The organism is Bradyrhizobium sp. LB13.1 (genome assembly GCF_054056815.1).
In genome coordinates this window covers 1,597,529-1,609,492 of record NZ_JBSRYQ010000001.1, presented here as the reverse complement: position 1 = coordinate 1,609,492, position 11,964 = coordinate 1,597,529, and the positions used below count along the sequence as shown (strand labels likewise).

Below are 11,964 nucleotides of genomic sequence, written 5' to 3'. Positions count from 1 at the left end.
GCTGCGAATTGGGGCGGGACGAGGTACCCCTACTGGTGGTGCCGCGGCCTCATCGGCTCAGATCATCCCCAGCGCCTGCATGTAGGTCTCAAGGATCGTCTCGGCCTCGGCGCGCTCGTTCGGGTCCTGCTTGCGCATCCGCACGATGGCGCGCAGTGCCTTGACGTCGTAGCCATTGCCCTTGCTCTCGGCATAGACGTCGCGGATGTCGTCGGAGATCGCCTTCTTCTCTTCCTCCAGCCGCTCGATGCGCTCGATGATGGATTTGAGCTGGTCCTTGGCAAATTTCGTCGCGGGTTCGTCGTCGCGGACGGCGGCGGTGGTGGCCATCTTGGTACTCCAAATGGAACTGGCAAAACGAGGTGACGCCGGCATCCTCACCGCGCGTGCTGGTTAGACCCTTAGGGTCCGTACCTCTCGCGTTCAAGGCGGCATCGCGCTCGTCCACAGCGCGCCCACACCTTCCTGCGGCGTGTCGAAGAAAGCTGTTGTGTGATGCGACTCAGGGGCGGCGTGTCGGCCCGGCCGAGGACGCGGCCGTTCAGTGCCCGGGATGAACCTTCTTCATGGCCTCGAGTTGCTCGGGCGTGGCCCCGCCCTGGTATTTCGACTTCCAGGTTTCGTAGGGCATGCCGTAGACGGCTTCCCGGCTCTCGTCCTTGCTCAAGGCGACGCCTTGGGCGTCGGCGGCGTCCTTGAGCCAGTTGGATAGGCAGTTGCGGCAGAAGCCTGCGAGATTCATCAAGTCGATGTTCTGGACGTCCGTCCGCGTCTTCAAATGATCGACCAGGCGCCGGAAAGCGGCGGCCTCGAGCTCCGTTCTGGTTTTGTCGTCGATTGCCATGGCTGGATCCCCTCGGCTTGCGAATTGGCTCTGACCCGGATGGGGTCACCCTTACGAGATCAGGTGGGCCCTGTCACAGATTTTGCCATATCGCGGCGCAAACGGGCGCCAAGCTGGCTTCGGACCGTTCCCGGGGCCCTACGCCAAATCGTCAATGATCTGATATAGCTTCCGCGACAATGATCGCCGAATCTCCCCGCTCCCCCCCTTCACCTGCTCGCCCGGTTGGTCCCGGTGCTGGTGGTTGCCCTGCTGTGCCTCTGCGCCAGCCCGGCCTCCGCCGATTTCCGGCTCTGCAACAACACGTCGAGCCGGGTCGGCATCGCGCTGGGCTACAAGGACGCCGAGGGCTGGACCACCGAAGGCTGGTGGAACATCTCGTCCCGCTCCTGCGAGACCCTGCTGCGGGGAACGCTGGTCGCCCGTTTCTATTACATCTACGCCATCGACTATGACCGCGGCGGCGAATGGTCGGGCCAAGCCTTCATGTGCTCGCGCGACAAGGAATTCACCATCCGCGGCACCGACGATTGCCTCGCGCGCGGCTATGACCGGACCGGCTATTTCGAGGTCGATACCGGCGAGCAGCGCGCCTGGACGGTGCAGCTCACCGACACCAACGAGCAGCCGTCAAAACAGCAGCGTGTGCCCGGCCTGCCCGGGCCGGTCGGCCCGGGGGTTCCGGGTTTGCCCAATGGGCCGCCCGGTGGTACGCCCCCCGCCGCGCCTGGCCTCCCGCCAGCTCTCTCGCCCCCGTCTGGAAATAAGCCATGAGGCGTCTTCGCCGTATCAAGATACTCGCGACCCTGGGACCCGCGTCTTCGGACCTCGCGATGATCCGCCGCCTGTTCGAGGCCGGCGCCGACCTTTTCCGCATCAACATGAGCCACACCCCGCATGACAAGATGCGGGAGCTGGTGGCGACGATCCGCAACGTCGAGAGCAGCTATGGCCGGCCGATCGGCATCCTGGTCGACCTCCAGGGGCCGAAGCTTCGGCTCGGCGCCTTCGCCGAAGGCGCGGTCCAGCTCCAGAACGGCCAGACCTTCACGCTGGATTCCGACAAGACGCCGGGCGACGCCACCCGGGTCCAGCTTCCGCATCCGGAGATTCTGGCCGCGCTGCGGCCGGGCCATTCGCTGCTGCTTGACGACGGCAAGGTGCGGCTGATCGCCGAGGAGACCTCGAAGGAGCACGCGGTGACCCGCGTCGTGGTCGGCGGCCGGATGTCCGACCGCAAGGGCGTCAGCCTGCCCGACACCGACCTGCCGGTCTCGGCGATGACGCCGAAGGACCGCGCCGACCTCGAGGCGGCGCTGGTCACCGGCGTCGACTGGATCGCGCTGTCCTTCGTGCAGCGCGCCGACGACGTGATCGAGGCCAAGAAAATGATCCGCGGCCGCGCCGCGGTGATGGCCAAGATCGAGAAGCCGCAGGCGATCGATCGCCTCGCCGACATCATCGACGCCTCCGACGCGCTGATGGTGGCGCGCGGCGACCTCGGTGTCGAGCTGCCGCTGGAGCGCGTGCCGGGCCTGCAGAAGCAGATGACGCGCATGGCGCGGCGCGCCGGCAAGCCGGTGGTGATCGCGACCCAGATGCTGGAATCAATGATCCAGTCGCCGGTGCCGACCCGCGCTGAAGTCTCCGACGTCGCCACTGCCGTCTACGAAGGCGCGGACGCCATCATGCTGTCGGCGGAGTCGGCGGCCGGCAAATTCCCGGTCGAGGCCGTCTCGACCATGAACCGCATCGGCGAGGAGGTCGAGCGCGACCCGATCTATCGCTCCGTCATCACCGCACAGCGCCCCGCTCCGGAATCCACCGCCGGCGATGCCATCGCGGACGCCGCGCGGCAGATCGCCGAGACGCTCGACCTGCCGGCGCTGATCTGCTGGACCAGCTCAGGCTCGACTGCTTCGCGCGTGGCGCGAGAGCGGCCGAAGCCGCCGATCGTGGCGATCACGCCCAACATTTCCGCCGGACGCCGGCTCGCCGTGGTCTGGGGCGTGCATTGCGTGGTGGCGGAAGACGCGCGCGACCAGGACGACATGGTGAACCGCGCCGGCCAGATCGCGTTTCGGGACGGCTTCGTCCGCGCCGGCCAGCGCGTGCTCATCGTCGCCGGCGTGCCGCTCGGCATCCCCGGCACCACCAACATGGTGCGCATCGCCTCGGTCGGCCCCGAGGGCGAAGCGGATATCTAGGTCCGCCAGCACAGGGCCAACAAAAAAGTCGAAAACAACCCCATGCACAGTAAGCCGGCCGGTCCGGCGGATATGCTGGGGATCCGCGAAAAAACGTGCCGGGACAAAGGCTTGAGCGCGATCAGGTCCCCACGGCGATCAGGCGGACGTTTTACGCCCCAACCAGCGCTTTCGCCGTCGGTAGCAGCGTCTGCTGCACCACGAGACCCCTGGCGCGGGCGTCCATGACGCCGACCGCGCGCAGCGCCAGCAGCGTCACCGTCTGCACGGCATCGCGCATCCTGGCGGGATCTTCGAGATTATCCGGCGCGAGCGGTCCGACCAGAGCCTCGTGCAGCGCGCCGAGCAGCGCAGTAGCGGCGAGGCCTGTATCCTGCGCCGGCAGGTGGCCCGCACGCACGGCGGCGTCGATCCGCGAGGCCATCTCGCCCGCAATCTCCCGCCGGCTGGCGAGGCGCGAGGCGCTGACATCGACATCCACCGGTTCGGCCAGGATGCCCCAGGCCAGCCTGCGCTGCGACAGGGTATGGACCGCCACGGTGGTCACCGCCGCGGCCAGCGCCGAGGACGGCCCCGGCGCGGCATCGGCCGCCCGGCGGATCGCCGCGAGCTCGTCGCGCGAGACCTCGGCGATCAATTCGGAGATCAGCTCGGCCTTGGAGGGGAAGTAGCGGTAGACCGTACCCGCAGCGACGCTGGCGCGAATCGCGACCGGCGCAATCTGCACCGCCGCCATCCCGCCTTCCGCCGCCGCCTCCCGCGCCGCCGCCAGTATCGCACTGCGCCTTGCCGCAAGGCGCTTCACTACTTGATGCGTCCGCCGATAAACCATGGCGCGCTTCCTGTCCCACACGCCAGCCGCACGCCCTGCGGCCGAACGCTTCGTCACTGATGCCGCAAATCGCCCCGCAAGGACTGAACAACTATTCAAACTGCATGACAAGGTGCAAATGCATGAAGCATCGCGCGAAAAAAGCGAAAACCTCAAAACAGCTAAAAACGTCGCCAACTGGTTTGGCGAAGGGGTAACCACGAAAGTTACCGCCATCTTAAACCTGCTCCGCGACTGTGCTGCGGTACTGCGATCCCACCTCGGTGCAGCATGGTCGACACGGACGCCCGGACCGCCTGGCAGCTCTTCCACCTGAACTGGCTTCCCATCGTAGCCATGGGCAGCCTGCTGGCATTCGGCCTCCCCTTGACTGGCCTGAGCCTCGAGCCTGTCGCCTACGGCGTGACGCTGGCGGTCGCTGCGGTCCTGCTCGCGCTGGCCTATGGCCACCGCATCGTCAAAGGCGAGCTTGCCGACCCGAAGCTGCTGTTTTCGCTCGGCACGATCGGACAGATCATTCTCACCTGCGCCATCGTCGGACCGCTCAGCTACGTCGCGGGCAAGCTGAACTGGCCGCTGCAGGACCAGGCGCTGCTTGCGATCGACCGTGCGCTCGGCCTCGATCCCGAACCGATCGCGCGATACGTCAACGACCATCCCTGGCTCGCGGACGTGCTCGCTCGCGGATACGGGCTGATCAAACTGCCGCTGCTCGGCGTCCCCGTCGTGCTGGCGCTGACGGCGCGCTATGTGCGGCTGCAGTTGTTCATGCTGGCGATGAGCCTCGCGCTCGCGGTCACCATCGCGATCTCCGCCATCGTGCCCGCGATCGGTACCTATTGGGGACTGCAACTGTCCGCTGCGCATTTCCCCGAGATCAGCACGGTGGTCTATGCCGGACAGTTGCGCGACATCCTCGCACTTCGCGACGACAGCCTGCACGAACTCCGGCTGTTCTTCCTCTCCGGCATCGTCTCGTTTCCGAGCTTCCACGCCGCGTCGGCCGTGCTCTACATGTGGGCGCTGTGGCCGGTGCGTGGCCTCGGCGGCATCGCGGCCGCGCTCAATCTCCTGATGATCGCAGCGACGCCGGTGATCGGCGCGCATTACATCATCGACGTCGCCGGCGGCATCGCGGTCGCCGCAGCGTCGATCTGGGCGGCGAAGTTCTATCTGCAATGGCACGGCCGGGCGTCGCGAACGTCTGTCGCGCCTGCTCCGTCGCCGGTCTGGCAGACCAGCCTCGCGGAATGACAGGCGGCAAATTGCGGCAGGATTTCGCAAAGGCGCGTAGCGCCGTGCCACCAGCAACCCTCAGTATCCGATATTCTCGACGGCGGACACGCTTCCGTCTTTGCATTCTTCGAACTGCGGCAGATGCCTTGCCAGCCTATAACTGCACGGACTGCAAGAGACGAAAATCATCGTCCAAATGAAAAGAGCCCCGTCGAGGACGGGGCTCTCTAAGATTCCCGGTACGTCCGGCCTTACTTGAGGCTGGTCGAGATCGAGGTGAATTTGGTGTTCAGCGTGCTGCCGAGGTTGTTGACGACGGTGATGATCGCAAGCGCGATGCCGGCGGCGATCAGGCCGTATTCAATAGCGGTGGCGCCGGATTCATCGTTCAGGAAACGCGCAACGAGGTTCTTCATGACTGCTCCAAAAAAGGTACACGAGGCTACAACTGATCTGGTCTTTTCGGCTTCCCAGCGCCGCCCGACCATGGAACCGAACGTAGTGGCAAAAAATTGCGCCGCAGTTAATTCGACTGCGGAAACACCGAGCGGTTTGCGTGGATTCGCCGATGGTAAACCGAAATCCAAAAAAATCCGTTAAATTATCGAGACATGAAACCGGCTTGGCACCGCCGGTTTACCCGAAGTTATGACCACCGTGGTCCAATGCCTGCCCGGGCATGATCCGGAAAAGTGCGAAGCGGTTTTCCGGATCATGCTGAAACAACAACCTTAAGCGCGACGGTTCATCCTCATTTCCTCGCGCAACTCGACAAGAACAACAGGACGACGAGGCGGCATGTCGCTTTCCTTTGCCAACAGCATCGCGACGCAGAGTCGTGCGCGGGCCCTGGTGCCACTGTGCGTCGGCGCGGGCACCTATCTGTTCTTCGTATATTTCGGCGACACGCTGCTTCAGGATTCCGACTCGTTCTGGCAGATCAAGATCGGGCAATGGATCCTCGATCACCACGCGCTTCCCTACACGGATTTCTATTCCTTCACCCGGCCGGGGACGCCCTGGGTTTCGACCTCATGGCTGTCGCAGGTGCTGTTCGCCCTCTCCTATGCGCAATGGGGCTGGGCCGGCCCGGTGATCCTCACCGCGCTTGCGGTCGCATTGTCGGCGGCAATCCTGGTCGATCTGCTCGAGGCCCATCTGGAAATTCCGCGCGCGGTCCTGTTCGCGATGTTCGCGGTCGTGGTGTCGCTACATCACATCCTGGCGCGGCCGCACATGCTGGCGCTGCCCGTAATGATCGCGTGGGTCGGCATATTGATGACCGCGGCCGACCGCAAGGACGTGCCGTCATGGTACTGGCTGCCGCTGATGTCGCTGTGGTCGAACCTGCATGGCGGCTTCGTGCTGGGCCTGGCGCTGATCGGCCCGATGTCCTTCGTGGCGCTCTGGGGCATGGACTCCGGCAAGCAGGTCAGGCTGCTGTCGCGCTGGTTCCTGTTCGGCGTTGCGGCACTCGCTGCAAGCTGCGTCACCCCCTACGGCTGGCGTACATTGCTCGGCGCGACCAACATCCTCAATCTCGGCGAGCTGCTGACGCTCATCTCGGAATGGTCGCCCGCGAGCTTCGCATCCTTCAACGCATTCGAAGGCGCGCTGTTCGGCCTGATCGCGATCGGGCTGTATCGCGGCCTGACGCTCTCGCCGCCGCGCATTGTTCTGATCCTGCTCCTGACCTGGATGGCGCTCACCCATGCCAGGAGCATCGAGGCCTTTGCCTTCCTGGTGCCGCTGGTGCTGGCCAAGCCGCTCGGCGAACGATCCGCGCTGCCGCGGCCTGGCACGCAAGGCAGCGAGAGCTGGGCCTCCCGCTATGTCACCGCAACGGCCGCGCTGATGATCGTGGCCGCCGGCTGGACCTCGACGTCGCTCTACATGTCGCATCACCGCTTCACCTTCACGATGGACCACGACACCGGTTGCCGCCGTTGACCTGCTCGAGCAACGAAAAGCCCAGCGCATCTTCAACGCCAACCAGTTCGGCGGCTATCTGATCTCCCGCGACATCCCGGTCTTCATCGACGGCCGCGCCGAGCTCTACGGCGAAACCTTCGTCATGGATTTCCTCAAGGCCGTGGAGCTCAAGAAGCTCGACAATCTGACGCGGCTGCTCGAGGACCACCGGATCGACGCCATCCTGCTGACCGCGGACTCGCCCGCAGCGCAAGTGCTCGATCACATCAAGGGCTGGAAGCGGCTCTATGCGGACAATATCGCGGTGATTCACGTGCGGGATGATGCGAAAGATGCAATGGCGACGCCGTCGAGGTGAGGACGGGACGGTAGGCCATGTACGTATTACAATGAGATGTCAGCTTCCAAGCGTGAAGCGGCCTTGCGAGCCAATTGACACCGCTGCGCTTCGATTCATGCGCCCGTCGCCTCGTGGAGTTGACCGTCTGGCAAAATTCGACGAATTATTTGATCAAACAAATAACCTTAACCGGCGCTTCCGATGATGGCTGGAATGTACCGCGCGAAATGCGCGATGCCCCGCGTTGGGCGCGCCGAAATTGCAACGTCCGCCGTTTACACGGCCTTAGTTCACTATTCGATAGTTTCGGGAGACGTAGGTGTCTCTGGGAAACGCAATCATGTTCAGCCTCGCTGATCAGCTGGCTCTTTCGCGCAATCGGCCCGCAGGTTTCGACTACATGCGGATTGCGCTGGCGGCGGCCGTTATCTGCCTGCACAGCGCGAACGTCACTCTTGGGCTCGGTCGGGCGATGGAGATAGTGGGCCATTTTCGCACGGTAAACGCAATGATCCTTGCGCTCTTCTTCACCTTGAGCGGGTTTTTGGTGACGGCCAGCTTGTTGAGGTGCAAGAGCCTGCTTTCGTTTATCGGCCTGCGCGTGCTTCGCATTGCGCCCGCACTCGTGGTCGAGACGACGCTCTCGGCCGTCATCATCGGCCCGATATTCACCGCGATACCCTTGGCCCAATACTTTGCGGACTCGAGATTCCATGTCTATTTTCTCAACGTCGTCGGCGACATGCACTTTGAACTCCCGGGCGTATTTCTTCACAATCCAGCCCCCGATCTGGTGAATGCTCAGCTTTGGACGGTGCCGTATGAGCTGTGGTGCTACGCCATCCTAGCGCTTCTTGCCGCGACCACGATTTGCTTCAATAGGGTGCTATACCTCGGGTTCCTGGTGTTCGCCCAGATCGGGCTCGTCTGCTACGATATCTACCATTCGGACGAACTGTTCATTCACCTTCGCCCGCACCTTCTTGTGTTCTCTTTCCTTTTAGGTGTTGGCTTCTACCTCTGGCGCGACAAGGTACCGTTCAACCGGGCGGCGTGCCTGTTTGCGCTTGTGCTTTGCGCCGCCGGAATGGCCGGCGGACGCGGCGACGCGATTTTTGTCGTGCCCGCTGCCTATGTCGCGTGTTATCTGGGACTCATGAATCCGCGGCGAAGCTGGATCGTGTCGTCCGGCGATTACTCTTACGGAATGTATCTCTACGGATTTGTCATCCAGCAGTGCGTTGCAACGGTTGGCCCATCGGTTCAGTACTGGTATCTGAACGTCCTGATCAGCCTGCCGATTGCCTTTGGCGTCGCAGTCGCTTCCTGGCACCTCGTCGAGAAACATGCACTTCGGCTCAGAGACCAGCTCGAACGATTTGAGGCGGCGGTTCTTTCGCGGATTTCAATTGTTGGGTTTTGGCGCAGGTTACCCCGGCCGGTCTAATTGGCCGCCACGCCCGGCGGTAGCGCATCAGGTTGACAGCGCTGCCTAGGGTCTGTTGGGATTCAGGATTCTCATCGGGGCTTGGTTGTGATTCAAGCTTGGGATGGACCGATTCGTTTTGACTGACGCCCAATGGGCGAAGATGGAGCCGCATTGTCTTGGCAAGCCGGGAGATCCGGGCCGCAGCGGCAAGGACAACCGACTGTTTGTCGAGGCCGTTCTGTGGATCGCCCGAACCGGCAGTCCCTGGCGGGATCTGCCGGCGATGTTCGGCCACTGGAATAGCACATTCACGCGCTTTCGCGACTGGGTGAAGGCGGATGTCTGGAAGCGGCTGTTCGAGGCCATCTCCGACGATCCCGACATGGAATACGCCATGGTCGACGCCACCATCGTCAAGGTCCACCGCCACGGTCAGGGCGCAAAAGGGGGACGCAAAGCCAGGCGATCGGCCGCTCGAAAGGCGGCATGACCACCAAAATTCTGGCGCTCACCGATGCGCTCGGCAATCTCGTGCGCTTCGTGCTCCTGCCGGGACAGCGTTTCGATACGGTGGGCGTGCCGCCGCTCATCGAGGGATTGGCCTTCAACGCGCTGATCGCTGATAAGGCCTTCGATAGCAACGCCATCATCGCCGAACTCGAAGCGCGTGGCGCCAAAGTCGTCATCTCCCAGCATCCGCGCCGTGCACAGCCTCTCGCCATCGACAAGGAGATGTACAAATGGCGGCATCTCATCGAGAACTTCTTCGGCAAGCTCAAGGAATTCAAGCGCATCGCAATGCGCGCCGACAAGACCGACCAGAGCTTCACTTCAATGATCTATCTGGCCGCGGCCGCGATAAACTCCAGATGAATCCCAACAGACCCTAGTCTAGAACTCGAATTGTTTCGCTCATGGCCGGGCATACATGCATTGCCCGCTGCTGATCGAGGACAAGGCAGTCTGACAATGTTTGGCGCCCTCGCTCGCAATGACGGAGTGTGGTGACGATACGCGTCCCTCTCGTGTCCGGACGCGCTGCGGCAGGCACACGAGAGCTGAGTTTCAAGCGCAGCTGGACAACATCGCCATTGCGAGCGCCCGCAAGCGTGCCGTCGCAGAACAAAAAACGCGGCGTCGCCGCCGCGTTTTTCAATTCATTCTGCCGTTCGCGCTTATGCCTGCGGCTGCGGCTCCAGGCCGGGATCCGGATCGGGCCGCGGGCGGGGGCTTGCCGGCAGGCGGCACGGCGGAGGCGCGCGGCGTGGTCGGCTCGAGCACGGATTCGCGGTTCGGCTTTTTGCCCTTGAGCAGGTCGATGATCTCATCGCCGGAGAGCGTCTCGAACTCGAGCAGGCCCTTGGCGAGAGCTTCGAGATCGGCGCGCTTCTCGGTGAGAATACGCGTCGCTTCGTTGTAGCCCTCTTCGACGAAACGCCGGATCTCGTTATCGATCTTCTGAACCGTCGCTTCCGATGCGTTCTGGGTGCGCGACACCGACATGCCCAGGAAAACCTCGTCCTGGTTCTCGCCATAGGACACGGTGCCGAGCGCCTCGGACAGGCCCCAGCGCGTCACCATCATGCGCGCCAGACGCGTCGCCTGCTCGATGTCGGACGACGCACCCGAAGTCACCTTCTCGCGGCCGAAGATCAGCTCTTCGGCGACGCGGCCACCCATCATGATGGCAAGGCGCGAGGTCATCTGCTCCAGCGACATCGACAGCTTGTCGCGCTCGGGCAGCTGCATGACCATGCCCAGCGCACGACCGCGCGGAATGATGGTCGCCTTGTGGATCGGGTCGGTCGCGACGACGTTGAGGCCGACGATGGCGTGGCCGCCTTCGTGATAGGCCGTCAGCAGCTTCTCTTCCTCGGTCATGACGAGCGACTTGCGCTCGGCGCCCATCATCACCTTGTCCTTGGCTTCCTCGAACTCGGACTGCGTCACCATCCGCTTGTTGCGGCGGGCTGCGGTGAGCGCGGCTTCGTTGACGAGGTTCATCAGGTCGGCGCCGGAGAAACCCGGGGTGCCGCGCGCGATGGTCTTGAGGTTGATATCCGGCGCCAGGGGCACCTTGCGGACGTGAACCTTGAGGATCTGCTCGCGGCCGACGACGTCGGGATTGGGCACCACGACCTGACGGTCGAAGCGGCCGGGACGCAGCAGCGCGGGATCGAGCACGTCGGGACGGTTGGTTGCGGCGATCAGGATCACGCCCTCGTTCGCCTCGAAACCGTCCATCTCGACCAGCAATTGGTTCAGCGTCTGCTCGCGCTCGTCATTGCCGCCGCCGAGGCCGGCGCCACGGTGACGACCGACGGCGTCGATTTCGTCGATGAAGATGATGCAGGGCGCGTTCTTCTTCGCCTGCTCGAACATATCGCGGACGCGGCTTGCGCCGACGCCGACGAACATCTCGACGAAGTCAGAACCCGAAATGGTGAAGAACGGCACGTTGGCTTCGCCCGCGACCGCACGTGCGATCAGGGTCTTGCCGGTGCCGGGAGGGCCGACCAGCAGCACGCCGCGCGGAATGCGGCCGCCGAGGCGCTGGAATTTGCCGGGGTCGCGCAGGAATTCGACGATCTCCTGCAGGTCCTGCTTGGCTTCGTCGACGCCGGCGACGTCCTCGAAGGTGACGCGGCCATGCGCTTCAGTCAGCATTTTTGCGCGCGACTTGCCGAAGCCCATCGCCTTGCCGGCGCCGCCCTGCATCTGCCGCGACAGGAAGATCCACACGCCGATCAGCGCGATGAAGGGCAACCAGGAGACCAGCAACGAGACGAACCACGGCACGTTGTCACCGGGCGGCTTCGCGGTGATCTGCACCTTGCTGTCATAGAGGCGCTTCACCAGCGTCGGATCGCTCGGCGCATAGGTCTGGAAGCTCGAGCCGTTGGTGAAGGTGCCGTGAATGTCCGGCCCCTGGATCACGACGTCGCGCACATTGCCGCGGTCAACCTCGCTCAAGAGCTGGGAGAAGGCGATGTCCTGCGAGGAGGCGCGCTGACCCGGATTTTGGAAGAGCGTGAACAACGCCAACAGCAGCAAGACAATGATGACCCAGAGGGCGAAATTGCGCAGATTGGCGTTCATCGATCTTCCTTCGTGGTCGCGCGGATCGCGGCCTGATCCTTGGGC

8 protein-coding genes and 4 pseudogenes are annotated in these 11,964 nt (G+C 63.5%); 7 read left to right on the top strand and 5 right to left on the bottom strand.

From position 1 onward, the window contains the following. Positions 1 to 57: 57 nt before the first annotated feature. The gene (locus ACVWYI_RS07530) at positions 58 to 330 is read right to left on the bottom strand and encodes a DUF2312 domain-containing protein (protein ID WP_247343070.1); all 273 of its coding nucleotides are present in this window, start codon (positions 328 to 330) and stop codon (positions 58 to 60) included. 211 nt (positions 331 to 541) lie between these two features. Next, complete coding sequence (locus ACVWYI_RS07525) at positions 542 to 844, bottom strand: DUF1244 domain-containing protein (protein WP_247343067.1); 303 nt, start codon at positions 842 to 844, stop codon at positions 542 to 544. 179 nt (positions 845 to 1,023) lie between these two features. On the opposite strand from ACVWYI_RS07525, the pseudogene ACVWYI_RS07520 reads away from it, so the two are divergent. After that, positions 1,024 to 1,618, top strand: a pseudogene (locus tag ACVWYI_RS07520) (DUF1036 domain-containing protein). Then, entirely contained in the window at positions 1,615 to 3,051 is a 1,437-nt protein-coding gene (gene pyk, locus ACVWYI_RS07515) for a pyruvate kinase (protein WP_456661619.1), read from the top strand. The pseudogene ACVWYI_RS07520 and the gene pyk overlap by 4 nt, the downstream one beginning before the upstream one ends. Positions 3,052 to 3,202: 151 nt before the next feature. Here pyk and ACVWYI_RS07510 read toward each other — a convergent pair whose 3' ends face one another. After that, positions 3,203 to 3,883, bottom strand: a complete 681-nt coding sequence (locus ACVWYI_RS07510) for a TetR family transcriptional regulator (RefSeq protein WP_247343058.1) — start codon at positions 3,881 to 3,883, stop codon at positions 3,203 to 3,205. Here ACVWYI_RS07510 and ACVWYI_RS07505 point away from each other — a divergent pair. Together ACVWYI_RS07505 and ACVWYI_RS07500 are read left to right on the top strand one after the other, a co-directional pair. Beyond that, entirely contained in the window at positions 3,882 to 4,199 is a 318-nt protein-coding gene (locus ACVWYI_RS07505) for a hypothetical protein (protein ID WP_247343055.1), read from the top strand. The two genes, ACVWYI_RS07510 and ACVWYI_RS07505, sit on opposite strands and share 2 nt — an antisense overlap. Continuing rightward, complete coding sequence (locus ACVWYI_RS07500) at positions 4,154 to 5,137, top strand: phosphatase PAP2 family protein (RefSeq protein WP_247343052.1); 984 nt, start codon at positions 4,154 to 4,156, stop codon at positions 5,135 to 5,137. The genes ACVWYI_RS07505 and ACVWYI_RS07500 overlap by 46 nt, the downstream gene beginning before the upstream one ends. Before the next feature lie 233 nt (positions 5,138 to 5,370). Here ACVWYI_RS07500 and ACVWYI_RS07495 read toward each other — a convergent pair whose 3' ends face one another. Beyond that, positions 5,371 to 5,535 carry a Flp family type IVb pilin gene (locus tag ACVWYI_RS07495; protein ID WP_247343049.1) on the bottom strand — a complete coding sequence of 55 codons (165 nt, stop codon included), beginning with the start codon at positions 5,533 to 5,535 and terminating at the stop codon, positions 5,371 to 5,373. A gap of 382 nt (positions 5,536 to 5,917) precedes the next feature. On the opposite strand from ACVWYI_RS07495, the pseudogene ACVWYI_RS07490 reads away from it, so the two are divergent. The 3 genes and pseudogenes from ACVWYI_RS07490 to ACVWYI_RS07480 all read left to right on the top strand — a co-directional run bounded on the left by ACVWYI_RS07490 (position 5,918) and on the right by ACVWYI_RS07480 (position 9,693). Then, positions 5,918 to 7,409, top strand: a pseudogene (locus ACVWYI_RS07490) (hypothetical protein). Between the two features lie 322 nt (positions 7,410 to 7,731). Then, a complete protein-coding gene (locus ACVWYI_RS07485; RefSeq protein ID WP_247343044.1) occupies positions 7,732 to 8,838 on the top strand; it encodes an acyltransferase family protein in 1,107 nt (368 codons plus the stop codon). Between the two features lie 103 nt (positions 8,839 to 8,941). Continuing rightward, a pseudogene (locus tag ACVWYI_RS07480) lies at positions 8,942 to 9,693 on the top strand (IS5 family transposase). 302 nt (positions 9,694 to 9,995) lie between these two features. Here the strand turns inward: ACVWYI_RS07480 and ftsH are convergent. Beyond that, a pseudogene (gene ftsH / locus ACVWYI_RS07475) lies at positions 9,996 to 11,919 on the bottom strand (ATP-dependent zinc metalloprotease FtsH). Between the last annotated feature and the right edge of the window lie 45 nt (positions 11,920 to 11,964).

Excerpts from the sequence above, each read along its gene's own strand:
- ACVWYI_RS07530 (WP_247343070.1), bottom strand. The coding sequence starts at position 330 with ATGGCCACCACCGCCGCCGTCCGCGACGACGAACCCGCGACGAAATTT.
- ACVWYI_RS07525 (WP_247343067.1), bottom strand. The coding sequence starts at position 844 with ATGGCAATCGACGACAAAACCAGAACGGAGCTCGAGGCCGCCGCTTTC.
- pyk (WP_456661619.1), top strand. The coding sequence starts at position 1,615 with ATGAGGCGTCTTCGCCGTATCAAGATACTCGCGACCCTGGGACCCGCG.
- ACVWYI_RS07505 (WP_247343055.1), top strand. The coding sequence starts at position 3,882 with ATGGCGCGCTTCCTGTCCCACACGCCAGCCGCACGCCCTGCGGCCGAA.
- ACVWYI_RS07510 (WP_247343058.1), bottom strand. The coding sequence starts at position 3,883 with ATGGTTTATCGGCGGACGCATCAAGTAGTGAAGCGCCTTGCGGCAAGG.
- ACVWYI_RS07500 (WP_247343052.1), top strand. The coding sequence starts at position 4,154 with ATGGTCGACACGGACGCCCGGACCGCCTGGCAGCTCTTCCACCTGAAC.
- ACVWYI_RS07495 (WP_247343049.1), bottom strand. The coding sequence starts at position 5,535 with ATGAAGAACCTCGTTGCGCGTTTCCTGAACGATGAATCCGGCGCCACC.
- ACVWYI_RS07485 (WP_247343044.1), top strand. The coding sequence starts at position 7,732 with ATGTTCAGCCTCGCTGATCAGCTGGCTCTTTCGCGCAATCGGCCCGCA.